This is a genomic window from Bradyrhizobium sp. 172 (assembly GCF_023101065.1).
Taxonomy (GTDB): Bacteria; Pseudomonadota; Alphaproteobacteria; order Rhizobiales; family Xanthobacteraceae; genus Bradyrhizobium; species Bradyrhizobium canariense_D.
This window is the reverse complement of record NZ_CP064701.1, coordinates 2,781,721-2,806,956: the sequence shown is the minus strand read 5'-3', so window position 1 is coordinate 2,806,956 and position 25,236 is coordinate 2,781,721. Positions and strand designations below refer to the sequence as shown.

The window sequence follows — 25,236 nt, the reverse complement described above, 5'->3', positions numbered from 1 at the left end:
CGTCCGAAAAAGGGCAGGCCCGATCAGGTGCCGCCCTCCTTGCGCTTGGGACGCGGCGGACCGTCCACCGGCGGCAGCGATTTGAGATAGTCCGCCATCGCCGCGAGATCGTCGTCCGGCAGTTGCGAGGTGTTCTTGATCACCCGCGTCATCGCGCCGCCGACGCTGTCGCCGTCGGGCAATTCGCCGGTCTTCAGGAAATAGGCAATATCCTTCGCGCTCCACTCGCCAAGGCCCTTCTGGGTGATGTTGGGCACCCATCCCTCGCCTTCCGGATTGGGGCCTCCAGCGAAGCGTTGTGCGGCGGTGATGCCGCCAAGCGCGTTGCGCGGGCTGTGGCATTCCGCGCAATGGCCAAAACTGTCGACGAGATAGGCGCCGCGATTCCACTGCGGTGACTTCGCGCTGTCGGGGACGAAGGGCTTGTCGTCCAGAAATAAGAATTTCCAGATGCCGACGTTGCGCCGGATGTTGAACGGAAAGGGCACGTCGTGGTCGCGCACCTTGCCTGCGACGGCCGGCAGCGTTTTCAGGTACGCAAAGAGATCGAGCACGTCCTCGCGCCTGGCGTGCTGATAGGACGTGTAAGGAAAGGCCGGAAAATAATGCTGTCCGTCGGGCGAGACTCCGTGCATCACCGCGTTGACGAATTCGGCCTCGCTCCATTTGCCGATGCCATCGGTCGGATCGGACGAGATGTTCGGCGCATAGAACGTTCCGAACGGCGACTTGATCGCGACGCCGCCGCCAAGCCTGAGACGATCGGGCTGGTCGGGGACGGCATGGCATGAGGCGCAGCCGCCGGCGTTGAACATCACCTGGCCATTGGCAAGATCAGGGACGCGGGCAGGCGCGGTGCCGGCGGCCGCCCCCACCGGCGCGCTGAGCCACCAATAGACGCCGGCCGCGGCGAGTGCGGCGAGCAGCGCCACGGGGATTGTTCGTCGCAACATGCGGTCCTTTCGTCGTCGCGGCGAAGCTTATGACCGATGTCCTCGCGGCTCCAGCCACGAAGAATTTAGCCCACCGCGGCTTGAAACGGGAATAAACTGCAATGCCGGCTGTTGGAAGTTTGGCAGCCCAAACGGGTTCAGCAGGGAGAAAAATCATGAACAAGATCGTCATCGCCATGTCAGTGCTTGGCGCCGTTGCTTTTGCGGGTTCGGCCAGCGCGGAAAAGCTGAAAGCAACGCTCGACGCCAAATCCGAGGTCCCCGCAACGACCAGCAGCGGCACCGGAACGGCCGATCTGGATTACGACGCCGCCAGCAAGAAGCTGTCCTGGAAGGTCACTTATTCCGGCCTGTCCGGCCCCGCCACCGCCGCCCATTTCCATGGACCTGCCGAGCCCGGCAAGAACGCCGGCGTTGCGATCCCGATCCCAGGCGCTGCCACCAGCCCGGCCGAGGGCTCGGCGACACTGACCGACGCGCAGGCCGCCGATCTGCTCGGCGGCAAGCTCTACGTCAACATCCACACCGCGGCCAATCCGGGCGGCGAGATCCGCGGTCAGGTGACGAAGTAAGCTTCGCACAGACCAACAAAAAGGGCGGCTGCCATCGCAGCCACCCTTTTCGATTCCGCGTAGCGCTGGCGCAGGCGTCACACCTCAGGTTCGGCTGCGTTCAGCGCCTGCGCGAGGTCGGCGATCAAATCCGACGGGTGTTCGATGCCGATCGACAGCCGGATCGTGGAATCGAGCACGCCGATCTTCCGGCGGATGTCGGCGGGAACGCCGGAATGAGTCATGGTGGCAGGCAGGCTCGCAAGCGACTCCGTTCCACCAAGGCTCACCGCCAGCTTGAGGATCTGCAGCGCGTTGAGGAACTTCATCGCCGCGGCCTTGCCGCCGACGATGTCGAACGAGAACGTGGACCCTGCCCCCGAGCATTGCCGCGCAAATACAAGTCCATCCGGCGACGCCGCGTCGTGATGACCGAGATAGTGCACCTTGGCCACTTTGGGATGATCGCGCAGATAGTCCGCCACGAGGCGCGCATTCGCATCCGCCTTTTCCATGCGCAGGCTCAGCGTCTCGAGCGAGCGGTTGATCATCCAGCAGGAATGCGGATCGAGCTGGGTGCCGATGGCGCCCCGCAGCGCCTTGATCCCTTTCACCACCGCCTTCGCGCCGAGCGCGGCGCCCGCGATCAGATCTGAATGACCGCCGACATATTTCGTGAGCGAGTACAGGGAAATATCGGCGCCGTGCTCGATCGGTCGCTGAAACACCGGTCCGAGCAGCGTATTGTCGCAGGCGATGATCGGAACGTGTCCTTGAGTCTTTCCGATGCTCTCAGCGACACGCCGCATCATCGCGATGTCGACCAGCCCGTTGGTCGGGTTGGCCGGGGTCTCGATCAGGATCATCGAAACCCGGCCCTTGCGCATGGCCTCCTCCGCGGCCTGGCTGACCACGGCTTCATCGACGCCATCGGCGAAGCCGACGGCGCCGATCGACAGACGCGCAAGCGTATTCGTCAGCAGCGTTTCCGTGCCGCCGTAGAGCGGCTGGGAGTGCAGAATGACGTCGCCGGGGCGGACGAACGCCAGGATCGTGGTCGCGATGGCCGCCATGCCGGATGAGAACAGCGCACAGCTCTCGGTGCGCTCATAGATCGCGAGCCTGTCCTCGACGATTTCGCTGTTGGGGTGATTGAAGCGTGAATAGACCAGGCCCGCGCCCATCCCTTCCGGCGGCTCGCGCCGGCCGGAGACGAAATCGAAAAAGTCCTGTCCGTCCTCGGCCGTCTTGAACACGAAGGTCGAGGTCAGGAACACCGGCGGCTTGACGGCGCCTTCCGACAATTGCGGATCGTAGCCATAGGTCAGCATCAGCGTTTCCGGATGCAGCATATGGTTGCCGATGTGCGTCTTCGACGGGAACGGTTTTACCATGGCTTGTCTCGCTGTTGCTGAATGAGGCACTCGCCGTGGGTTGGAACTCCTGATGTCGTGACGCAGTCAGGAGCGAGATGCGTCAGCGTCAAAGCTCACGCCAATGCCGCGGCGGCTGGAGCAAAGATAGCTGCTCCGGCAGCGATCCGTCAGGCCTTGCGGATAGAATTTCCCGAAAAGGCGGCTGCTTTCGCAACCGCCCTTTCTCGACTCAACAGTAGCGCGGATGGAGCGAAGCGCAATCCGACCGCTACTTCAACTTGACCCGATAAGTCTCATGGCAGTCGTTGCAGCGCTCGTTGATAGCCGTGTAGGCGGCCTTCAGGCTCGCCACATCGCTGATCTTGCCCTTGACGTCGGCGATCGCCTTCTGCACCGGCGGAATCTTGGAGTCGAAATCGGCCTTGTTCTGCCAGACTTTTGCTGAAGCACCGTAGGTGGCGTTCACCACGTCCTGCTTGGGATTGACCTCGAAGGTCTTTGCGATCTTGGCGACGTCGGCCTCGATGCTGGCAATGGCCTGATCGACGGCCTTCTGATCGTAGGGGATATCGCCCTTCGTCATCTTCTGGATGATGCCATACTGGTTCTTGGCGATCGAGCGCATGAGATTGTCCTGCTGCACGGCAATCTCCTGCTGCGCCATCACGGCGCCCGCACCCAGCGAGAGGATGCCCACAACAATCATCATCCGTTTCATCGGTTTGTTTCTCCGCTCGTAGAGTTTGGGGTGCGCCATCATGGATAGAACCCGGCGACGGGCGTTTATTCCCGCCGTGGGAGGTCGCAGCTTAGAGGCTGTGACGGCGATGGTGCTCGTTGATGGCGATCCACACCCGTTCCGGAGTCGCCGGCATGTCGATGTGGTCGATTTTGTATTCGCGCCAGAGCCCGTCGACGATGGCGTTGACGACGGCCGGGCAGGATCCGATCGCGCCGGCCTCGCCCGCCCCCTTCACCCCCAGCGGATTGGTCTTGCAGGGAACGTTGGCGGTCTCGAACACGAAGGCCGGCCCGTCCGCCGCGCGCGGCAGCGCGTAGTCCATGAAGGTCGCGGTGACGAGCTGGCCGTCGCCCGCGCCATAGACCACCTGCTCCATCAGCGCCTGGCCGATGCCCTGCATGGCGCCGCCATGGACCTGGCCGGCCAGCAGCAGCGGATTGAGCGTCATGCCGAAATCGTCGACGATCACGTAGTTGACGATTTTGATGATGCCGGTGGCCGGATCGATCTCGACCTCCGCGACATGGGTGCCGTTGGGATAGGTGCCGTCGGCGCTGGCGAAGGTCGCGCTCGCGTTCAGCTTCGAGGGATCCGCGCCGGGTCGCTTGGCGAGATCGGCGAACGAGATCGAGCGGTCGGTGCCGGCGATGCGCACAATGCCGTCGGTGATCTCGAGGTCGCCGGCGCTGGCTTCCAGCGCCTGGGCCGCGATTTCCTTCAGCTTCTGCCCGAGCTCGCGGGTCGCGCGCTCGACGCTGACACCGCCCGACGGGATCGAAGCCGAGCCGCCGGTGCCGAGGCCCGTGGCGATCATCTCGGTGTCGCCCTGGTGGACGTGCAGGCGCTCGGGCGCCACGCCGAACTGCTCGGCAACGATCTGCGCATAGGCCGTCTGATGGCCCTGCCCGCTCGACTGGGTGCCGATCAGGACCGTGATATCGCCATTGGGGTCCATCCGCACATTGGCGGTCTCCTCGCCCATGGTGCCGCAGACCTCGACATAGCTCGCAAGTCCGATGCCGCGGATCAGGCCGTTCTTCTTGGCCGCCTTGGCACGCTTGCCAAAATCCTTCCACTCGGCGATCTCCATCGCGCGCTTCAGATGCGCGGCAAAGTCGCCGGAATCGTAGACCTTGCCGGTCGCGGTCTTGTAGGGCAGCGCCTTCGGCTGGATGAAATTCTTGCGGCGGACGGCATCCACCGTCATGTCGAGTTTTCGCGCGCAGGCGTCCACGAGGCGTTCGATGACGTAAGCAGCCTCAGGCCGCCCGGCGCCGCGATAGGCATCGACCGGCACGCTGTTGGTGAAGATGGTGCGCACCCGGCAGTGGAACGCCTGGATGTCGTAGAGGCCCGGCAGCATGCCGGCGCCGCCATGCGGGATATAGGGCCCGAAGGTCGACAGATACGCGCCCATGTCGCCCATCAGGTCGCAATCCATCGCGAGGAACTTGCCGTCCTCGGCCAACGCCATCTTCGCGGTGGTGACGTTGTCGCGGCCCTGCGCGTCGCCCATGAAATGCTCGGTGCGGTCGGCCGCCCATTTCACCGCCTTCTTCAGCTTTCGCGCGGCGACTGCCAACAGGGCGTATTCCCGATAGGGAAACAGCTTGGTGCCGAAGCCGCCGCCGACGTCGGGGCAGATCACCCGCATCTTGTCGGTCGGAATGTTGAGCACGTTCTGGCAGAGGATATCGCGCAGGCGATGGCTGCCCTGGCTGCCGACCGTCAGCGTCAGATGGTCGCGCTTGGCGTCGTATTCGCACACCGCCGCGCGCGTCTCCATGAAGTTCGCGACCACGCGCGGATTGACGATCGAGATCTCGGCCACCGCATGCGCTTTGGCAAAGGCAGCTTCGGTCGCTTTCTTGTCACCGATCGAGACGTCGAACAGCACGTTGCCGGGCTTGTCCGGCCAGACCTGCGGCGCGCCCTTCTTCACGGCATTGACGACACCGGTCACCGCCGGCAGCGGGCTCCATTTGACCTCGATCGCCTCGATCGCGTCGCGGGCCTGGTCGATGGTCTCGGCGACCACGAAGGCGATGGAATCGCCGACATGGCGCACTTCGTCCTTGGCGAGGATCGGGTAAGGCGGCCCGGTGAAGGGATCGGTCTCGAGATTGAACAGGCAGGGCAGATTGCCGAGATCCCCAACGTCATCGGCGGTCAGGATCAGCGCGACGCCGGGAAGGGTGCGGGCGCGGCTCGCATCGATGGTGTATTTGGCATGCGCATGCGGCGAGCGCAGCATCAGGGCGTGAAGCACGGCCTGCGGCGCATAATCGTCGGTATAGCGGCCCTTGCCGCGGATGAGCGCGTCATCCTCCTTGCGCAACACGCTTTGGCCAACGCCAAACTTGATGGGAGCCGCCATTTTTCTCGTCCCGTTTCTCATGGTTGTTTTGCCGGCATATTGCCGTGGAAAAACTGGCAAGGCAAACGGGTTTAGGCATGCGAAAACCGTCCAGCGCCCTCACCTGCCAGAGCAGGATGGAACGGGAGCGCCGCAACTCGGTCATTTGGCCGTGAGGAACGGTCCGCTTGATGGCATGATAGTTGCCGAACCCGCCCGCAGTGCACGCCTGAGAACAAGCAGCCGTGCTGACGGCTGCTTGCTCACAAAGCGCATGTCCGCTTCGGATGGCTCATCATTTACATCACACCACGGCCCCACGGCTGCGACGCGCGATCTCTCAGCGCATCGATAGCCCGTTCCGGCGTAAAGTAGTCGATCTCGCCGCGCGTCAGGCCGATATCCATCAGCTCCCGGTCACTCAGGTCCCGCAAGGCGATTTGTGGGCCGTGCCGCCAGCGCCAGTCCTGGAGCGCACGCCAGTATCGCGCGAGCAAGCCTGGGATGCTCCACGTCGAGGCAAGCTCGAGGGGGAGCCTCTCCGTCTCGGATGTCATGATCGTCTGTTGGGGTGGCATCGGACGCTCCTGCTGTTGTGCCGGCAGGGAAGCGTGGCCAAAACAAAAGGCCCCATCCGATGCCGGCGGGGCCTGGTGAAAAGATGTCGTCGTCGAATTTCTAGCGCGCGACTCCTTCCACGGCCCGGCCGAAGCGGGTCATGTGGTTGCGGTTGAGTTTGCGCACTGATTTGATCATGCGCTGCGATTACCATAGCAATCGCGCAAAATCAAGAGATGTGTGGAGGTCGGTTGCACCCTGGAAGCGAGCCCCTTATTCTGGCGCTTTCTTGCCTCTACACACGCCTCAGGACTTCGTCTGCTTCGCTTCCACGTATCGTGCGAAGTTGTCGAGGATTGCCTGCCAACCGCCTTGCTGCTGCTCGACCGAGTGCGTCGATTCGCCATCGAAGACCACGCGAACCAGAATGCCCTTCGGGCCGGGCACAAACTCGACTTCGGCATTTCGCTCGCCGAACGCGTATTCGATACGCTTGTGCTCGACGATTTTCGTGTAGGTACCGGCGAAGTCAAAGCCCATGCTGCCGTCCTTGGCCTCCATGCGCGATGAGAAGACTCCGCCTTCTCGCAGGTCGACGGTCGCCTTGGTCGTATGCCAGTCGTCGGACGCGGCGTTCCACTTCATGATGTCGGCAGGCGTCGTATAAGCGCGCCAGACCTGATCGATGGGGGCTGCTACGTTGGTTTCGACGGTGATCCTCATAAACAGTGCTCCTGGTTCGAATTTTGCCGGCTCGAGGTGATGGCATCACGTCAATTGTGCAGGGTCCATCCGCCGCACTTCCGAGATGTGTCCATCCAAGGACGATCGAGACTGGCCCGTGCCGACAAGCTCGAGCCGTCAATGCGTTGAAAATATGAAAAAGTTAACCCCGCACCAGTGAGACCAGCCAGCGGCGCCCGAACAGCGCAAGGATGGCGAGCGCATAGACGATCGTACCTCCGACGGCCAGCAGAAGCAGCGTCAATTCGTCCCGGAAGTGCATCGAGCCCAACGAAGGACTGCTGAAGCGCGCGATGAGCCAGAAGGCGGCGGCCAGGATGAGCCCGGTCAGCAGGAATTTGGCGAGCGACAACAGCCAGGCGCGGTCCGGCACGAGAAAGCCTCGCCGCACCGCGAAGAACAGCACCAGTAGCAGGTTGGTCCAGACGCCGACGGCAGTGGCCAGCGCAAGCCCGATCTGGGCCAGCGATCCCATCAAGGCAATTTTCAAGGCGACGTTGACCGCGATGCCGGTCAGCGACGCCCGCACCGGCGTCGCCGTGTCCTTGCGCGCGTAGAAGGTCGCGACCGCGCTGCGGATCAGTACGAAGGGGATCAGGCCGATGGCATAGGCCGCGAGCGTGGCGCCGGCAGCGGCGGCATCGGCTTTCGAGAACGCACCACGGGCGAACAGCGCGCGCATGATCGCGTCGGGCACGGTGAGGAAGGCGGCGACGAACGGCACCGAGAACAGCAGCGTGAAATCGAACGCGCGGCGCTGCGCCTTCATCGCACCGTCATGGTCGTTGGCCGTGATCCGCCGCGACATCTCCGGCAGCAGCACCGTGCCGATGGCAATGCCGATCACGCCGATCGGGAGCTGGTTGAGACGGTCGGCGTAATACAGCGCCGACAGCGCGCCCGCCGGCAGGAAAGTCGCGATGATGGTGTCGGCAAACAGCGCGAGCTGCGTGCCCATCGAGCCCAGCGTCGCCGGTCCGAGTGCCCTAAAGAATGCGCGGACGTCTTCGTCGAGCTTGAGCGGCGCAAAGCGCGGCAGGCCGCCATGGCGGGCGAGATCGCCGGCGAGCAGGAAATACTGCAAAAAACCCGAGATCAGGACACCCCAGGCGGCAGCGTGGCCCGCGCCGGGAAACCATGCGGCGAGCGCCAGCGTCATCATCATCGAGATGTTGAGGAAGATCGACGCGGCTGCGGCGCTCGCAAAGCGCTGCATCACGTTGAGCATGCCGCCATAGAGCGTCACCAGCGTGATCAGCAGTAGATAGGGAAAGGTGATCCGGGTCAGCTCGATCGCGAGCTTGCGCTGCTCGGCGTCCTCGGAAAAGCCGGGCGCCAAAATGCTCATGGCCTGCGGCATGAACACCCAGGCGACCATCAGCAGCACCACCTGCGAGGCCAGCAGCAGCGTGAAGATGCGGTCGGCGAACAATCTTGCCGCCCCCTCCCCGCGCTCACCGTGCACGTGCGCATAGGCCGGCACCCAGGCGGCGTTGAAGGCGCCCTCGGCAAAAATGGCACGGAAATGGTTGGGCAGCCGCAGCGCCACGAAAAAGGCGTCGGCCACGGGGCCGGCGCCGAGAATCGCCGCAAGCATGATGTCGCGGGCAAACCCCGTCAGCCGCGAGAGCAGCGTGTAACCACCAACCGTGAAGATACGTCCGAGCATCGTTCCCTTCTAAAGGAAGAGCTCGCGCAGCAAAACGGCGAATTCAGGTTGAAAGCGCGCCGCGCACGGCCGCGATGATTCGCTCCTGATCGGCTTCGGTCAAATAGGCATGCATCGGCAGGCTGATGACGTCCTGCGACAGGCTCTCGCAGCCCGGCAGGCCGCCCTCTGCCACCGGGTACTGCTTGTAGGCCGTCTGCTGATGCATGGACTTGCCATAATAGATCGCCGTCGGCACGCCCTGGGCCTTCAGCGCGGCGGCAAAGCCGTCGCGGTCGGTGCCCTCAGGAAGGCGGATCGTGTACTGCGCCCAGACCGACGTATTGCCGGGCGCCACGCGCGGCACGGTGACCACATTACCGAGACCGCGCGCGTAGCGCTCGGCGACCTTGTTGCGGGCGGCGATCTCGTCGTCGAAGATCTTCAGCTTCTCGATCAGGATCGCGGCCTGCATGGTGTCGAGTCGGCCGGTCAGGCCGAGGCGGACGTTGTCGTATTTGTCGACGCCCTGCCCGTGCACACGGATGCTGCGCAGCGTCGCCGCGAGCTCGTCGTCATCGGTGAAGATCGCGCCGCCGTCACCGAAGCAGCCGAGCGGCTTTGCCGGGAAGAAGCTGGTCGCGGTGGCGAGTGCCAACGTGCCGAGCTTGCGGCCCTTGTAGCTCGCGCCAAAGCCTTGGGCTGCGTCATCGAGCACGAACAGGCCTTCGGCCTTGGCGATCTCCGCGATGGCATCGTGATCGGCGGGCTGGCCGAACAAATCGACCGGAATCACCGCGACCGGCTTGAGGCCGGCTTTGCGGGCGGTCGCGATGCCGCGCTTGAGCGATTCCGGACTCATGTTGAAGGTCGCTTCGTCAACATCGACATAAACCGGCGTCGCGCCGGTCCGCGCCACCGGCGAAGCGGTCGCGATGAAGGTGAAGGACGGACACAGCACGGCGTCGCCAGGCCCGACATTCTTCGCCATCATCACCATCAGGATCGCGTCGGTGCCGCTGGCGCAGCCGATGACGTGTTTGGCGCCGCAATAGGCCGCAAGCTGCTTCTCGAGCTCGGCGACTTCAGGGCCGTTGACGAACTGACAATGATCGAGAACGCGCTTCACGGCGGCATCGAGCGAGTCGCCGAGCCGGCGGCGCTGCGAGGCGACGTCGATGAAGGGAATGGGTTCCGAACGCAGATGCTGGTTCATGGCGCCTTGCGGGTTTTGATCGGTCAACATGGAATGGGATCAGCCGGCGACGCGGCGCGGGCCCTTGAGGGCGGACGACTTGGCGGCGGGCCGCGACGGCGTTTCCAGGCACTGCGTCGCGATCTCGAGGCTGGCGACGCCCTCGTCGCCGGTGACCGCCGGCGTCTCGCCGTTGCGCACGGCCTTGAGGAACGCGATCAGTTCGGCGCGGAGCGGCTCGTCATGGCCGACCGGAAGATGCCGCATCGAATAGCTGCCGTCAGGCTTGAAGCCGAAACATTCGGTGACCTGGCGCGTCAGGAGATCGCCCATCACGTATTTGCCGCGGGTCGCGACCGTGACGCTGCGCGCCTTGAACGGCGTCAGCCAGTTGGTGTTGATGTGCGCGAGCACGCCGTTGGCGGTGCGGAACTGCAAGAGCGCGATGTCCTCGCGCTCGGCGACCGCACTCGACAATTGCGGCTGCACCTCGACGATGTCGGATTCGGTGAACCAGCGGATCAGATCGATGTCGTGCACGGCAAGATCGATGACGACGCCGACATTGGACATGCGCGGCGGGAATGGGCCGACGCGCGTGATCGCGATCGACAGAATATCCTCGCCCGCGATCGCCTGCTTGACGGCGGCAACGGCTGGATTGAAGCGCTCGACATGGCCGACCATCAGCGTCACGCCGGCCTTTTGCGCAGCCGTGACGATCTCGCGGCCTTCCGCGACCGTGGACGCAATCGGCTTCTCGACCATCACGTGGATGTTCTTGGCGATGCAGGCGAGCGAGACCTCATGATGCAGATGGGTCGGCGCCGCAATGGTGACGGCATCGACGCCTTCGGCCAGCAGCTGGTCGAGCGTCTCAAAGCTCGCGCAATTGGCAAGCTCCATCGCCCGCGTGCGATGTGCCGGCGAAGGATCGACGACGCCGACGAGGCTGACGCCGGGAAGACCCGCGAGCACGCGCGCGTGGTTGCTGCCCATCACGCCGGCGCCAATGACGCCGACGCGCAAGCCGGCCTTTGCCGGTGCAGATCCTGTGGAACTCATTTGAGCAAACCCCGATTCAACGCAAATCCCCGGGGCGCTTCTAGCACGGACGCCACATTTGTGGCGAATGCGGAGCTAGCGGTCCGGACACGATTTGATTCAAAAAGTTACACGTTCCCCGGGCCTTAAGCCTCTGGAAGAGACCACTCTTTTGGCCCGGGTCGCGTGATTCGGAGGGTGCTGGTTACGACCTTTGATAGTCGTCTTCAATCCGGATGATGTCGTCTTCCCCGAGATAGCTTCCCGTCTGGACCTCGATCAGCTCCAGCATGATTTTACCGGGGTTCTCCATCCGGTGCACCGCGCCCATCGGGATGTAGATCGACTCGTTCTCGTGCACGCTTTTGACGGTCTCGTTGACGGTGACGCGGGCGGTGCCGCGGACCACGATCCAGTGCTCGGCGCGATGATGGTGCTTCTGCAGCGACAGACGTCCGCCCGGCTTCACCACGATGCGCTTGACCTGGTGGCGCTCGCCATTGTCGACCGACTGGTAACTGCCCCAGGGCCGATGCACCTTGAGGTGCTCCTCGGTGACCTTCGGCGCGACCGCCTTGAGTTTCGTGACCAGCCGCTTGAGCCCGTTGGCATCCTTCTGGCGCGAGACGAGAACCGCATCCGCAGTCGCGACCACGATGAGATCGTCGACACCTTCGAGCGCGACCAGCGCGGAGTCGGTGGTGACGTTGCAGTTGCGGCTATCCTCGAACACCGCGGCGCCATGCGACGCATTGCCTTGCGCGTCCTTGTCCGACAATTCCCACACCGCGTGCCAGGAGCCGACGTCGGACCAGCCGCAGGACACCGGCACGACCGCGGCGCGCGCGGTCTTCTCCATCACCGCATAGTCGATCGAGATCGCCTTGGCCGCGCCGAACGCCTCGGGCTCCAGCGTCACGAAGCCGAGATCGCGGCCGGCATTGGTCACGGCATTGGAGATGGTCTCCACGCTCGCCGCATCGACCTTGCGGTATTCGTCCAGCAATACGCTGGCCGGAAACATGAAATTGCCGCTGTTCCAGAGGTAGCCGGAACTGACATAGTCGGCCGCCTTCACGGCATCCGGCTTCTCGACAAAGCGCGCGACCGCGTGCACCTCGCCTGAGATGATCTCGCCCGGGCTGATATAGCCGTATTCGGTCGCCGGCCGCTCCGGCTTGACGCCGAACGTGACGATGCGCCCGGCGCTCGCGGCGGTGAGGCCCTGGCGACACGCCGCGACGAAGGCCGCATTGTCCTGCACCACATGGTCGGCGGCGAGCGCGAGCACGATCGCCTCACTGGCGCGGTTCTGTGCGAACACCGCGCCAGCTGCGATCGCAGGCCCGGAATCGCGCCGCATCGGCTCGAGGATCACGTCGGCCTCAATGCCGATTTCCGCGAGCTGCTCCAGCACCATGAAGCGGTAGGAGGCATTAGTGATGACGATCGGGCGATCGAACAGCGAGGCCTCGGAGACGCGCAACAGCGTGTCCTGGAAGGTCGAGCGCGTGCCGAACAGCGGCAGGAACTGCTTGGGGCGCACCTCGCGCGAAGCCGGCCACAGCCGCGTTCCGGCACCGCCGCACATGATCAGGGGGATAATGCGTTTGTCCATCGTCATTTCAAACCTTGAGGTCGTTCCGATACCAGGTGACAAAATTACGAATTCCGTGCGCGATCGGCGTTGACGGTGCAAAGCCGGTATCGCGCATCAGATCCTCGACATCCGCGGACGTTTCCAAAAGGTCTCTCGGCAGCAATTCTTTGATCGCCGTCCGACCCAGCTCCAGAACTCCGATGACGTGCATCAGCTCTTCCGGGTGGTTGCCGACATTGTAGACCTTAGACGGCGCATTTGCGGCAGCCGGACGATCTGCGGTGATCCCTCATCCTGTTCCCAAGGACCGCTTCGCCCGATCTTTCGCCCGCTGCGCCTCTTTAGCCTCCGCATCGACGGGGCCGCAATAGCCGGCCGCCCTGCATGCGGGCTCCTGATCACCGCTATTGCAAGATCGGCGCCAAAACCATACCAAAGCGGCCGAATTCGGCGCCTTGCGTCGGGTTGCTTCAAAACCCTTGTTCATGCGGGCGAAATGCGCCGAATCCTGCTGTCGACGGCCAAGATCCTGATTTCCGGAGCGCTGCTGTACCTGGCGCTGCGCAAGGTCGATCTGTCCGAACTGTTTTCGCGTTTCACCGTGACCAGCCTGTTCTGGATCGGCTTGGCGATCGCCGTCACGTTCCTGCAAATCTTCGTCGGCGTGTTGCGTTGGCGCGAGATCAGCGCCGCATGCGGCGCTCCGCTCGAGCTCGGCCGGGCCATGCGCTACAACGTGATCGGATCGTTCTTCAACCAGACCCTGCCCTCGGCGATCGGCGGCGATGCGGTCCGGCTGTGGCTCGTCGCGCGCGCCGGCGCTGGCTGGCGTGCAGCGACCTACTCGATCTTCGTCGACCGCGCGATCGGTTTGATCGCGCTCGCGATCATGATCGTCGCGAGCCTGCCCTGGAGCTACGGCCTCATCGCTGATCCGCACGGGCGCTCGGCGCTGCTGCTCGTCGACCTCGCGGCGCTCGCGGGTGGCCTCGGCTTTCTGGTCTTCGGCGCGCTGAAATGGCACTGGCTGAAAACCTGGTGGGCCACGCATCACATCCACGCCTGTGCCGTGATCGCCAACCGCGTGATCTTCAGCCGCTCGCGCGGACCGGCCGTCGTGATCCTGTCGCTCGCCGTGCATGTGCTGGCCGTCGTGGTCGCCTGGTGCGTCGTGCAGTCGATTGCCGCGCCGGTCGGATTCAGCGACGTCTTTATGCTCGTGCCGCCGGTGATGCTGATCACGATGATGCCGATCTCGATCGCCGGCTGGGGCGTGCGGGAAGCCACCATGGGCCTCGCGTTCGGCTTCGCAGGGCTGGCCGCAAACGAGGGGGTCAACGTCTCGCTGCTGTTCGGCGCCGTGTACTTCATCGTCGGCGCGATCGGCGGCCTGGTCTGGATCCTCAGCGCCGAGAAAGCCGCGCAGGGATCGGCGCCGCTCGGGGTGCCGCAGTGAACGCGGCCGTCGATGCGCTCGGCGCCGTACCCTCGCTGCTTGCCGTTGCGATTGCCGCGCTGGTGTCGGGTGTCATCACCTGGAGCAGCCGCCCCCTGCTCCAGCGTTACGCATTGGCGCGGCCCAACGCGCGGTCCTCGCACCGTATCCCGACCCCGCAGGGGGCGGGCATCGCCGTGATATCAGCGACGCTGCTGGTCGCATCAGCCTGGGCAGTCTGGGCGAACATCGCGATTCCGCCGGCGCTGATCGCTGCGACGGTCCTGATCGCACTGGTCGGATTTGCCGACGACATCAAGTCGCTGCCGGTGCTGGTACGGCTCGTGCTGCAGGCCGCAGCCGTCGGCGCCGTCGTGTTCACCACGCCCGAGACCGCGCGCATCGTGCCGGCGCTGCCGCTCGCACTGGAGCGCGGACTCATCCTGCTGGCGGGCGTGTGGTTCGTGAACCTCGTCAATTTCATGGACGGGCTCGACCTGATGACGGTGGCGGAAGTGGTGCCCGTCACCGCGGCGCTGCTGCTGCTGGGACTGCTCGGCGATTTGTCATGGCCGGCCGCGCTGATCGCCGCGGCGCTGTGCGGCGCCATGCTTGGCTTTGCGCCGTTCAACAAGCCGGTCGCAAAAGTCTTCCTGGGCGATGTCGGCAGCCTGCCGATTGGCCTTCTGCTCGGCTGGTGCCTGCTCGAGCTCGCCTGGCGCGGGCAGCCCGCCGCGGCGCTGTTGCTGCCGGCCTATTACCTTGCGGATTCCACCATCACGCTGTTTCGGCGCATGGTTCGATGCGAACCGTTCTGGTCGGCGCACCGCACCCACTTCTATCAGCGAGCTACCGGCAACGGGTTCACGGTCAAGACGGTGGTCAGCGAGGCATTTGCGCTCAATCTCGTGCTGGCATTGCTTGCCATTGTAACCGTCCGGGCCGCTTCGATGGCCGTCACCGCGCTCGCGCTTGTGGCGGGAATGATTGCGACCGGCGTCGTGCTGCGACGCTTCTCGCGCTGTCCGGCGTCTTGAAGGACGTCAAGCGGCGGTCGAGCCAAATTCCGGAACTGCATCCTTCAGGATGGTTCGGATGGTGGCACGATCGTCGCGCGCGATCGCTTGTTCAAGCGTGGCAATCCATTTGCGCAGCGTCAGCATCGGCGGCTCGTTCGGCTGCGCCGCCATGATCCCAGCAACTCCGATCTCGCGAGTCGGTTCTTCGGAGGCGAACAGTATCTCGTGAAGGCGCTCGCCCGGTCGCATGCCCGTGAACACGATCTCGATGTCATAGCCGGGCTGTAGGCCCGACAGACGGATCATGCGCTCGGCGAGATCGACGATCTTCACCGGCTGCCCCATGTTGAGCACGTAGACCGCAACGTCGGGACGCTGCGCGTCAAGCGCGTGCGTGGCCGCGGTGATCACGAGATCGCAGGCCTCCCGGATGGTCATGAAGTAGCGGACCATGTCGGGATGCGTCACAGTCACCGGGCCGCCTGCCTCAATCTGGGCCTTGAACTTCGGAACCACTGAACCGTTCGAGGCCAGGACATTGCCGAACCGGACCGAGATCAGCCGCATCGGCGGCTTGGCGCTGCCGCTGGCTGCGGCAAGGTCGTGATCGAGCGCCTGGCAGTACATTTCCGCAAAACGCTTGGTCAGGCCGAGCATTGACACCGGTTCGATCGCCTTGTCGGTCGAGATCATCACCATCTCCTCAGCACCGGCCGCCACGGCGGCATCCGCAACGTTGATCGTGCCGAAGATGTTGGTCTTCACGCCTTCGCTCCAATCGCGCTCGAGAATGGGAACGTGCTTGAGCGCCGCCGCGTGGAACACCATGTCCGGCTTGAACTCCGTCATGAGGCGCATGATGCGCTCGCGGTCGCGAATGTCGGCGATCCGGCCTTCGATCTCAGCTGCCGCACCCTGCGCAGCAAGCGCTTCCGTGATCGCGTACAGCGCCGGCTCCGAGTTTTCCACGATTAGGAGCCGCGCGGCGCCAAACGCGACGACTCGCTCGCAGATCTCTGAACCAATCGAACCCCCGCCCCCGGTGACGATCACTGCTTTTCCGTTGATCAGCGCTTCAAGGCGTGCATAGTCGATCGCCTCGCTCGGCCGCAGCAGGAGGTCCTCAACCGCGACGGCGGTGAGCCGCGGCGCCTCGCCGCTTTCGAGCGATGGCATGCGGCTCACGATCACGCCTAGCTTGCGTGCCCGCATCAGGATCGATTCCGGATGGGCTTCCGGTTCGAAGGCCGAAGGCGTCATCACGACACGGGCGATCGCCTTATTGCGCTTGGCAAAATCACTAATAACGTCTTCGACGTCATCGATGCTGCCCAGCACCGGCACGTTGCGGATGAGCTGGCCCAGATCGGCACGCGACGGCGACAATATGCCGACCGGCCAGATCCGCTTGATCGCTCCGCTCTCGATGCCGCGGAGCAGAACCTCGGCATCCGCGGTCCGACCGATCAGCAGCGTCGGCGCGGTGTCATCGATGCGGGCGTGTCGCCGCACCCGCGCGTATCGGAAGTAGCGGTAGGTCATCCGCAGCGCGCTGAGGAAGGCGATCTCCAGAAACCAGTAGAGGACGATGGTCACCTTGCCGACAAAGAAGCTGCCACGGACATTTGGTGCAACGAAGACGTAGTCCAGCACGAGCAGGGCGACCGTCAGCACGGTCGCGGCGCGGATGATGTTCAGCGCATCCGGCAGCGAGATGAAGCGCCATTTCGTCGTGGTCAGGTTTAAGATGAAGAACACAACCACGCTGAAGGCGAGGAAGTAGGGCAGCATCTGGAACAATAGCGGCAAGCGTTCGAAGAAGCCGTCGCCACCTTCGAAGCGCAGATAGAAGGCGGCAAAGAGCGCCGCCGCGGTAGCTAGCAAGTCGTGGAGCGCGATCAGGAAATTGCGCGAGGTGAGATGCGAAAGATGCGTCATCCGCCGACCAATGAAAACCCAGTTAGATTGCAATCTGGCGCGCTGATAGCCCATCTGGACCAGACTTGCCAGCCGCGCGACGCTCAGGAACCGGCCTCCCTCATTTTCGACTCGACCTGATGTGCCCGGATCACCATGCCGCCGGCTACGCCGACGCCAATGACGTACATCCAGCCCTCGTGGAAGTCGAACAGGTGGGAGTTGAACAACGAGGTGAAGACGTTCTGCACTACGACTAGCAATCCGATCCAGTTGGCAAGTCCGCTGCCGCGAAACAGCCGCAGATGCAGGATCCAGATAGCGTAGAGGACGACGATCCCGATGACGCCCCATTGCACGGCAACGCTCAGCGTCTGATTATGCGGATTCCCGATCACCTCGGCGGATGCCAAGTACTGGCCTTTGGGCGTTGCGACCCGCTCGAACAATCCGCGCGTCGAGCCCGTGCCGTGTCCTTTGATCGGCGCCTCCGCGAAGAAGCCGAGCGACTTCCGCCAGAATTCGAGCCGCAGGCCCAGCGAGGTGGGCTCGCCCCTTTCCACATAGCGCGTGTAGTCGTCCGTAAACCTCTCAGCCGTCTGGCGCAAATGCGGCGAAGCCTGCCAGGCTAAAAAGGCGCCGGCGAGCAGCGCAGCGGCGACGATCGCAATGCTGCGCCATTTGAGATGAACCAGCGAGAACACGCCGAACATGATCGGAATGGTGACGAGTGCGGTGCGCGACACCACCACGAAGATCATATTGACCAAGAAGCTCAGCGCAACCGCCGTGAGCAGCCCGGCTAACCAGTATCGCTTTTCGCGAAGCAGCCTCACGATCGGATAGGCGAGCGCGACCGCGCAGAGAGTGAATTCCTGGCTCTGGTCGATGTAGTTCTTGACGAAGATGCCGCGTTCGGGCGCATCGGTCTTAAGCGCGAGGTCCGGGTAGAACGCCACCAGCCAAGACATCATCGACAACAAGGCGCAGGATGCCAAGAAGGCGATGAAAATCCAGTGCCCGCGTGGCGAGCGCTCGAAATGGTAGAGCAGGACGGGCAGCACCAGCAGCTTGATGGTCGGATTGACCGCATAGAATCGCGCGCCCCAGGTCGCATCCGACCAGAGCGTCCCGACCAGCGCGAGCAGCACCAGCGCGATCGGCGCGATGCAGATCGGCCGCTTCAGCGATTGCAGGAACGCGCGGACGTCGAGGAACGGCACCATGCACAGTAGCATCAGCGCGTTGAAGATCCCCGCAAGCGAGGTCGACCAGGGCAGGGAAGCCGCGGTCAGGACCGCAAATATATCGACGGTCTCGCGCCAGGCGATGGGGCTGCGCAGCCGGCGAAGCACAATCTCGCCCGTCGTCTCGCGTGCGAGCGCCGTCACTTGTCCCCTCCCCGCGCGCGATGCACCAACGCGGTCGTACTGAAGCCCTGGAGGATGTCGACCAGCACGACCGTTCCGCCCGCGGCCTCGACGACCTCATGGCCGATCACCTGCTCGCGGGTGTACTCGCCCCCTTTGATCAGCGCGCTCGGCTTGATGCGAGTGATCAGGTCGATCGGCGTATCCTCATCGAAAATAACGACGAGATCAACGGCTTCGAGCGCCGCCAGCACCTCGGCACGCGCGCGCTCGTCCTGAACGGGACGATCGGCGCCCTTCAGCCGCCGCACCGAGGCGTCGCTGTTGAGCCCCACGATCAGGCGGTCGCAGGCGGCACGCGCCGCGGTCAGCACCTTGACGTGGCCGGGATGTAGGATGTCGAAGCAGCCATTGGTGAAGCCGACGCGCTGGCCCTGCCTCTTCCATTCGGCGAGCTGCGCGTCGAGTGCGGCCGGCTCGAGCACGATCTTCTCTTCGGCGGCGAGACTGGCATGCGGCAAGATCTTGCGGCGCAGCTCGGCCGCACTGACGCTGGCGGTGCCTTGCTTGCCGACGGCGACGGCGGCGGCGGCGCTGGCCATGCGCAGCGCCGTGTCCCAGTCCGCTCCCGTGGCGAGCGACACCGCAAGCGCCGCCGCAACGGTATCGCCGGCGCCGGAGACGTCGCGCACCTTGATTGGAAACGCCGGAACGTGAACGGCCGCGCCACTGCGCGGCACCAGCGTCATGCCGTGCTCGCCTTGGGTGACCAGGATCGCTTCGCAATCGGCGAGCCGCATCAGGTCCTCGCTGGCATCGACGATGCTCTGCGGCGTGTCGGCGCGGCTACGCGTCGCTTCCGAAAATTCCTTGCGGTTGGGCGTGAGCAGTGTCGCACCGCGATAGATCGCCCAGTTCAGGCTTTTGGGATCGACGATCACGGGTTTGCCGAGTTTTCGCGCGGCGTCGATGGTGTGGCGGATGACGCGGGCGGTGAGCACGCCCTTGGCGTAGTCGGACAACAGCACGATGTCGGCGCGCGCGATCTGCGGCAGGATGGCTTCGATGAGCTTGGTCTCGATCGTATCGCAAGCAGGCTTTGCCTGCTCCCAATCCGCACGCAGCATGTGCGTGGAAAAATGCTCGGAGACGAAACGGACTTTTCGCGTGGTCGGACGCGAGGGATCGCACACCAGCACGCTTTCGATTGCGCCCTGCTCCGCGAGCGTCGAGGCCAGCTGCCTGCCCGCCTCGTCCTCGCCAACGAGGCCGACGAAGATGCAGCGCGCGCCGAGCGCGGCGACGTTGCGCGCGACATTGCCGGCACCGCCGATATGGATCTCGCTGCGCTGTGCCGCGATGACCGGGGCCGGCGCTTCCGGCGAGATCCGCGACACCTCGCCATAGACGAACTCGTCCAGCATGATGTCGCCGATGCACAGTACCGTGCGGCCCGAGATGGCTTGCGCGAGAGCATCGAAATCGAGAATGGGCGCCGGCATGGTGATGGGCCTCAGCGGAAGCGGTCGGGCCGGTCGAGATAATCCCCGACATAGGCTTTCACCGCGTCCTCGAGCGTCGTGAAGCCGCCATTATAGCCGGCGCGCTGGAGGCGATCGACCTCGCTCTGGGTGAAGTACTGGTAGCTGCCGCGGATCTGCTCGGGCATGTCGATGTATTCGATGTTGGGGCTGGCGCCGAGCGCGGCATAAACCGCCAGCATCAGATCCCTGAAGCTACGCGCCTTGCCGGTGCCGACATTGAACAGCCCGGACACCGACGGCGTCGCCAGCAGCCACATGACAACGCGCACGACGTCGTCGACATAGATGAAATCGCGGCGCTGATCGCCGTCGGCGATGCCCTCGCGATGCGACTTAAACAATTGCACGACGCGGCCCCCCTTGACGTCGTCGAAGCGGCGCGCCAGCACGCTCATCATCGAGCCTTTGTGGTATTCGTTGGGCCCGAACACGTTGAAGAATTTCAGCCCGGCCCATTGCGGCGGCAGCTTCTCGCCGTTCGCTGCGCGCTCGGCGACCGCGAGATCGAACAGGTGCTTGCTCCAGCCGTAGAGGTTCATCGGCCGCAATTTCTTCAGCGCAGGGACCGAGGTCTCGTCGTCAAATCCTGCCTCGCCGTCGCCATAGGTCGCCGCCGAGGAGGCGTAGATCAACGGCACCGCATTCGCCGTGCACCAGTCCAGGAGGCGCACCGACAGGCGGAAGTTGGTCTCGAACACCAGGTCGCCGTCGGTCGCGGTGGTCGCGGAAATCGCCCCGAGATGGATCACCGCATCGAGCTTGCGGCCCTTCAGCCAGTCCGGCAGCTCAGCCGGCGGCACGATATCCACAAGCTGCCGCTTGGCGAGGTTGCGCCATTTGCCCTCGTTGCCAAGGAAATCGCAGACGACGACGTCGCTGCGACCAGCCTCGTTCAGCGCGGCGACGACATTCGATCCGATAAAACCGGCCCCGCCGGTCACCAGCAACATTCCAACTTCCCTGCCAGATTTTGCCTGCCCGAAGTTTTGCGGCCCGGTTCTGCCCTAGCGCATGATCCGCCAAAGTGTAAGCGGTTTTGGGATGGCCGCTGAGCCGGCTTTACCTGCCGGCCCGGAGCGGCTAACCGAACCGCCACATAAGCGCACCGGCCTTATTAACGAATGAACCAAGATTCGCAACTTAGCGGTGAGACAGATCGGGGCGACACGCGCCCGATCCTGATCGTCCCCTACATGTGGATCGGCGATTTCGTCCGGAATCACACCGTGGTGCGGGTCCTCAATGAGCGCTGGCCTAACCGGCCGGTCGATCTGCTCACGACGTCCCTGTGCGCCCCCTTGGTCGATTACATGCCCGGCGTGCGCGAAGGGATTGTGTGGGACCTACCGCGCAGCCGGCTCGCCGTGAGCCGCCAGTTCGGCTTGGCGAAGCTCCTGCGCGAGCGGAACTACGGCACCGCCCTGGTGCTGCCCCGGACCTGGAAGGCCGCCATTGCGCCCGCTTTGGCGGGGATTCCGGAAAGGGTCGGCTTCGTCGGCGAGTTCCGGTTCGGCCTGCTCAATCGCTGGCGCTGGGGCGAAAACAAGCTGCCCCGTTTCATCGACAAGAACGCCGCCCTCGCCCAGCCTTATGGCGCTTCGTTGCCGGCGGAATGGCCGGTGCCGCAATTGCGGGTTCCGACCGAGGACATCGTCCGCTGGCGGCAGGCCAATGGCCTCAGCACAGGCGCCGCGGTGGCCCTGGCCCCCGGCTCGGTCGGCGTCTCAAAACGTTGGACCTACTATCCCGAGGCCGCCCGCTTGCTCACCGAGCGCGGCCTTGAGGTCTGGGTTGTCGGCGGCCCCGGGGAAAAGGGCCTGGCCCAGGAGATCGTCGCGGCCGGCGGCCCGGGGGTCCGGGACCTCACCGGCAATGATCTGCGCAACGGCGTGCTGGCCATGGCTGCAGCCGGCGTCGCGATCTCCAACGATTCCGGCCTGATGCACATCGCAGCCGCCCTGGGCACGCCGACCATGGGCATCTTCGGCCCGACCAGCCCCTATCTCTGGGCCCCCCTCAACGGCCTCGCCGCGACCGTGGTGCAGGACAAGAGCGTGCTCTCCTGCCAACCTTGCCAGAGCACGATCTGCAAGATGAACGACCACCGCTGCATGCGAGATATCGCGGCGCAGGACGTGGTCGAGATCGCGAGAGACGTGCTGGCGAGGACGCAGGGACTTGGAAATGTCTGATGGCCGCGCGGCGAAGCCCGCCGCATTCCTCGATCGCGACGGCGTCATCAACCGTGACGATGGCTATATCGGCACGCAAGACCGCATCCGCTGGATGCCCAACGTTGCCAGGGCCATTCGCCGCCTCAACGAGGCCGGCTATTGGGTATTCGTCTTCACAAACCAGTCCGGCGTCGCGCGCGGCCTCTTCACTGACGCCGACGTGAACCGGCTGCACGGCTGGATGTGCGCCGAGCTCGCCCGTGACAGCGCGCGGATCGATGACATCCGCTTCTGTCCATACCATCCGCAAGGAACGGTCGCCGGCTATATCGGAGAGCATGATTGGCGCAAGCCCGCACCAGGTATGTTGCGCGATCTCGTCCAGCACTGGCCGGTGCAATTCGACGGCAGCTTCGTAATCGGAGATCAGGCTCGGGACATCGAGGCCGGCAAGGCGCTCGGACTGCCGGGCTTTCTCTTTCCAGGCGGCGACCTCGACGCGTTCGTGACCGAGGTGCTCGCCCGGACCAAACGACCGTAGACCGCGGCGATCCGGCGGGACATCGAGTCGAGAAAGGACGTCAACGGGTGTCGTGCCGGAGTGTATCCCTGGAGTCGCGCATAATCTGCAATGCCGTCTACTTGCAGTGTCTCGTCTGACGGCTCAAAACAAGTTCGTAAATCCGCATTTGCATTGCGCAGGCCGCCAAACCATTGATTCCGTTGCCCGGCTAGTGCATGGGGATATATTTTCTCCGCTCGCTCAGAGCAGTGGCCGATAAACCTCACCGATCCGGGCTGCCTCGGCATCGAGGCTGAATCGTTCGAGCACCCGTGCCCGCCCGCGCTCGCCCATCGCGATCGCGGCGGCCACGTCACGCATCAGCGGTTCGACCGCAGCAGCCAGCGCGTCCGCATCACCGGTCGGGATCAGGACGCCGGTCACGCCATCCTCGACCACGAGTTCGGCCGCGCCGGCGCTCGCGGCGACCAGCGCGGCCCCGGCCGCCATCGCCTCGATCAGCGTCAGGCCAAAGCCTTCGTTGCGCGAGGTGAAGGCGTAGATCGTCAGCCGCTGATACCAGCGTTGCACCTCTTCGATCGGCAGCTCGCCGGTGATGACGATGCGCGATTGCAGACCGGCGGCCTCGATCCGCTTCTTCAGGTCGTTTGCAAAAGCGGTTTGCTCGGGTGTGACCTGGCCGACGATGATTGCGGTGAAATCCAGATAGCGCGGCAGCAAGCGGCACATCGCATCGACGAACACATCGGTGCCCTTCTGCGCGCGCACCCGGCCGAAGCAGCCGATCGCGTAGCGGCCGGGCAGCGAAGTTTCCGCGAAGGCGGCAGTGCGGTCGAGCGGCGGCGCATAGACGCCGGTGTCGACGCCGTGCGGAATCACGGTCGCCTTCACTTTCAGGAACGAGCCCGAAAGATCTGATGTCGCGATGATCGCGTCCATGCGCCGAATCAGCCAGCGCGTGATCCAGCTGTGATGGCGCTGTGCCGCCGAGGTGAAGACGAGCTTGAGCGGCCAGCCGAGCGCGCGCAACAGCACGCCCGCGATCATCTCGTTGTTGCGGCGCGCGTGCCAGATCACCGGCGCCTTGCGGCGCCACAATCTCAGGAGATCGGCACCGCTCAGGCGCGCGACCCCCTCCGGCGCGTCGGAGCCGAACCACGCGGCGCGAAACAGCCTTGCCAGCCGCGGCGCCACCATCCGGTTGGTCGCGGTGACCCCGGAATAGCGCCTGTGCAGATTTGGCACGATCACTTCGAGATCGCCTGGGGAATTCGCCACGTCACGCTCCGTTTCGAAAGTCCCTATACGCAACATTAAGCATAGTGACCAGTTCAGCCGCGCCGATACCCACTCTTCACCACGTAAACGTTAGCTTGGAGCGTTGATCGAAGACGGGTGAGATCATGACTGTGCTTGTCACCGGCGGTGCCGGCTATATCGGAAGCCACACGGTTCTGGCGCTGGCGGAAGCCGGCGAGGACGTCGTCGTGATCGACGATCTCTCCACCGGTTTCTCCGCCTATCTGCCCGAAGGCGTGCCGCTGTTCATTGGCGATGCCGGCGACGAGAACCTGCTCGAGGGCGTGATCGCCCAGCACAACATCGAGAGCATCATCCATTTCGCGGGCTCGGTGGTCGTGCCGGATTCGATGCGCGATCCGCTCGGCTATTACCGCAACAATTTCACGACCGCGCGCAACCTGCTCAATGTCGCGGTCAAGCGCGGCATCGACCGCTTCATCTTCTCCTCGACCGCGGCGGTCTATGGCGATCCGGACCAGGTGCCGGTGCCCGAGCATGCGCCGACACGGCCGCTGTCGCCCTACGGTTCGTCGAAGCTGATGACCGAGATCATGCTGCACGACGTCGCCGTCGCCTACGGCATGCAATACGTGACCCTGCGCTATTTCAACGTTGCGGGTGCCGATCCGCAGGCCCGCATCGGCCTTGCCACCGCCGGCGCCACGCATTTGCTCAAGATCGCGGTGGAAGCCGCCACCGGCCAGCGTGCCAAGATCGACGTGTTCGGCACCGACTATCCGACCCAGGACGGCAGCTGCATTCGCGACTTCATCCACGTCACGGACCTGTCGCAGGCGCATCGCTCGGCCCTCGCTTATTTGCGCAACGGCGGTGCCTCGACGACGCTCAATTGCGGCTATGGCCGCGGCTATTCGGTGCTGGAGACCATCGACGCGGTGCGCCGTGTCTCGGGCCGCAGCTTCGCTGTGCAATACGCGCCGCGCCGGCCCGGCGACATCATGACCATGGTCGCCGACACCAGCCGGATCCGCAGCCTGCTCGACTGGAAGCCGCAATACGACGACCTCGAGACCATCGCAGCCCATGCGCTGGCCTGGGAGGACAAACTGTTCCGCGAGCGTCACGGCGAGCTCCGCCACGCCGCCTCGGCCTAGATTCCATTCCAGCGCAAGCCCTTAATTGGGCTTGAAAAGCGCTGGCTTAGCGGGCACAGAGGCCGTTCGA

The 25,236-nt window shown here is 64.3% G+C and carries 21 protein-coding genes and 1 pseudogene; 6 read left to right on the top strand and 16 right to left on the bottom strand.

All coding sequences use genetic code 11. The features are described 5' to 3' along the window. Window positions 1-23: 23 nt before the first annotated feature. Complete coding sequence (locus IVB07_RS13310) at window positions 24-953, bottom strand: cytochrome c (protein ID WP_247361712.1); 930 nt, start codon at window positions 951-953, stop codon at window positions 24-26. A gap of 155 nt (window positions 954-1,108) precedes the next feature. Between IVB07_RS13310 and IVB07_RS13305 the strand changes: the two genes are divergently transcribed. Beyond that, on the top strand, window positions 1,109-1,525 hold the full coding sequence (locus tag IVB07_RS13305; RefSeq protein WP_007602019.1) for a CHRD domain-containing protein: 417 nt from the start codon (window positions 1,109-1,111) through the stop codon (window positions 1,523-1,525). 77 nt (window positions 1,526-1,602) lie between these two features. Here the strand turns inward: IVB07_RS13305 and IVB07_RS13300 are convergent, their stop codons facing one another. The 10 genes and pseudogenes from IVB07_RS13300 to IVB07_RS13255 form a co-directional block, all read right to left on the bottom strand. Beyond that, window positions 1,603-2,898 (bottom strand): cystathionine gamma-synthase family protein, encoded by a 1,296-nt coding sequence (locus IVB07_RS13300; protein ID WP_247361710.1) that lies wholly within the window; start codon window positions 2,896-2,898, stop codon window positions 1,603-1,605. 250 nt (window positions 2,899-3,148) lie between these two features. After that, entirely contained in the window at window positions 3,149-3,598 is a 450-nt protein-coding gene (locus IVB07_RS13295) for a cytochrome c (protein WP_247409817.1), read from the bottom strand. Window positions 3,599-3,689: 91 nt separating this feature from the next. Then, window positions 3,690-5,999, bottom strand: a complete 2,310-nt coding sequence (locus tag IVB07_RS13290) for a xanthine dehydrogenase family protein molybdopterin-binding subunit (protein WP_247361706.1) — start codon at window positions 5,997-5,999, stop codon at window positions 3,690-3,692. A 278-nt stretch (window positions 6,000-6,277) separates the two neighbouring features. Then, entirely contained in the window at window positions 6,278-6,556 is a 279-nt protein-coding gene (locus tag IVB07_RS13285; protein WP_247338268.1) for a DUF1127 domain-containing protein, read from the bottom strand. A gap of 286 nt (window positions 6,557-6,842) precedes the next feature. Further along, window positions 6,843-7,259 carry an SRPBCC family protein gene (locus IVB07_RS13280; protein ID WP_085348818.1) on the bottom strand — a complete coding sequence of 139 codons (417 nt, stop codon included), beginning with the start codon at window positions 7,257-7,259 and terminating at the stop codon, window positions 6,843-6,845. Window positions 7,260-7,422: 163 nt separating this feature from the next. Further along, the gene (murJ, locus tag IVB07_RS13275) at window positions 7,423-8,949 is read right to left on the bottom strand and encodes a murein biosynthesis integral membrane protein MurJ (RefSeq protein ID WP_247361704.1); all 1,527 of its coding nucleotides are present in this window, start codon (window positions 8,947-8,949) and stop codon (window positions 7,423-7,425) included. Between the two features lie 43 nt (window positions 8,950-8,992). Further along, complete coding sequence (locus IVB07_RS13270; protein ID WP_247364614.1) at window positions 8,993-10,144, bottom strand: DegT/DnrJ/EryC1/StrS family aminotransferase; 1,152 nt, start codon at window positions 10,142-10,144, stop codon at window positions 8,993-8,995. Between the two features lie 39 nt (window positions 10,145-10,183). Then, entirely contained in the window at window positions 10,184-11,188 is a 1,005-nt protein-coding gene (locus IVB07_RS13265; protein WP_026233387.1) for a Gfo/Idh/MocA family oxidoreductase, read from the bottom strand. A 184-nt stretch (window positions 11,189-11,372) separates the two neighbouring features. Further along, on the bottom strand, window positions 11,373-12,785 hold the full coding sequence (locus IVB07_RS13260; RefSeq protein WP_247406831.1) for a mannose-1-phosphate guanylyltransferase/mannose-6-phosphate isomerase: 1,413 nt from the start codon (window positions 12,783-12,785) through the stop codon (window positions 11,373-11,375). A gap of 7 nt (window positions 12,786-12,792) precedes the next feature. Beyond that, window positions 12,793-13,053 (bottom strand): annotated as a pseudogene (locus IVB07_RS13255) (UDP-glucuronate 5-epimerase); the annotation flags it as partial. A gap of 210 nt (window positions 13,054-13,263) precedes the next feature. Between IVB07_RS13255 and IVB07_RS13250 the strand changes: the two are divergent. Next, window positions 13,264-14,223: a lysylphosphatidylglycerol synthase transmembrane domain-containing protein gene (locus IVB07_RS13250; protein ID WP_247297118.1), complete on the top strand. Its 960-nt coding sequence runs from the start codon at window positions 13,264-13,266 to the stop codon at window positions 14,221-14,223. Beyond that, complete coding sequence (locus IVB07_RS13245) at window positions 14,220-15,239, top strand: glycosyltransferase family 4 protein (RefSeq protein WP_247361699.1); 1,020 nt, start codon at window positions 14,220-14,222, stop codon at window positions 15,237-15,239. The genes IVB07_RS13250 and IVB07_RS13245 overlap by 4 nt, the downstream gene beginning before the upstream one ends. 6 nt (window positions 15,240-15,245) lie before the next feature. Here the strand turns inward: IVB07_RS13245 and IVB07_RS13240 are convergent, their stop codons facing one another. The 4 genes from IVB07_RS13240 to rfaD form a co-directional block, all read right to left on the bottom strand. Then, a complete protein-coding gene (locus IVB07_RS13240; RefSeq protein WP_247361697.1) occupies window positions 15,246-17,159 on the bottom strand; it encodes an SDR family NAD(P)-dependent oxidoreductase in 1,914 nt (637 codons plus the stop codon). Between the two features lie 83 nt (window positions 17,160-17,242). Then, complete coding sequence (locus tag IVB07_RS13235) at window positions 17,243-18,529, bottom strand: O-antigen ligase family protein (protein ID WP_085383337.1); 1,287 nt, start codon at window positions 18,527-18,529, stop codon at window positions 17,243-17,245. Beyond that, on the bottom strand, window positions 18,526-19,998 hold the full coding sequence (rfaE1, locus tag IVB07_RS13230) for a D-glycero-beta-D-manno-heptose-7-phosphate kinase (RefSeq protein ID WP_247364611.1): 1,473 nt from the start codon (window positions 19,996-19,998) through the stop codon (window positions 18,526-18,528). Before rfaE1 ends, IVB07_RS13235 begins: the two co-directional genes overlap by 4 nt. Before the next feature lie 23 nt (window positions 19,999-20,021). Continuing rightward, on the bottom strand, window positions 20,022-21,002 hold the full coding sequence (rfaD, locus tag IVB07_RS13225; protein WP_247361695.1) for an ADP-glyceromanno-heptose 6-epimerase: 981 nt from the start codon (window positions 21,000-21,002) through the stop codon (window positions 20,022-20,024). Window positions 21,003-21,173: 171 nt separating this feature from the next. Here rfaD and waaF point away from each other — a divergent pair, with 171 nt between their 5' ends. Further along, window positions 21,174-22,244 (top strand): lipopolysaccharide heptosyltransferase II, encoded by a 1,071-nt coding sequence (gene waaF, locus IVB07_RS13220; protein WP_247361692.1) that lies wholly within the window; start codon window positions 21,174-21,176, stop codon window positions 22,242-22,244. Beyond that, window positions 22,237-22,767 carry an HAD family hydrolase gene (locus IVB07_RS13215; protein WP_247338255.1) on the top strand — a complete coding sequence of 177 codons (531 nt, stop codon included), beginning with the start codon at window positions 22,237-22,239 and terminating at the stop codon, window positions 22,765-22,767. The genes waaF and IVB07_RS13215 overlap by 8 nt, the downstream gene beginning before the upstream one ends. A 222-nt stretch (window positions 22,768-22,989) precedes the next feature. On the opposite strand, the gene IVB07_RS13210 is transcribed toward IVB07_RS13215, so the two are convergent. Further along, complete coding sequence (locus IVB07_RS13210) at window positions 22,990-24,027, bottom strand: glycosyltransferase family 4 protein (RefSeq protein ID WP_247767718.1); 1,038 nt, start codon at window positions 24,025-24,027, stop codon at window positions 22,990-22,992. A gap of 125 nt (window positions 24,028-24,152) precedes the next feature. On the opposite strand from IVB07_RS13210, the gene galE reads away from it, so the two are divergent. Further along, the gene (gene galE, locus IVB07_RS13205) at window positions 24,153-25,166 is read left to right on the top strand and encodes a UDP-glucose 4-epimerase GalE (RefSeq protein ID WP_247406821.1); all 1,014 of its coding nucleotides are present in this window, start codon (window positions 24,153-24,155) and stop codon (window positions 25,164-25,166) included. Window positions 25,167-25,236 lie beyond the last annotated feature (70 nt).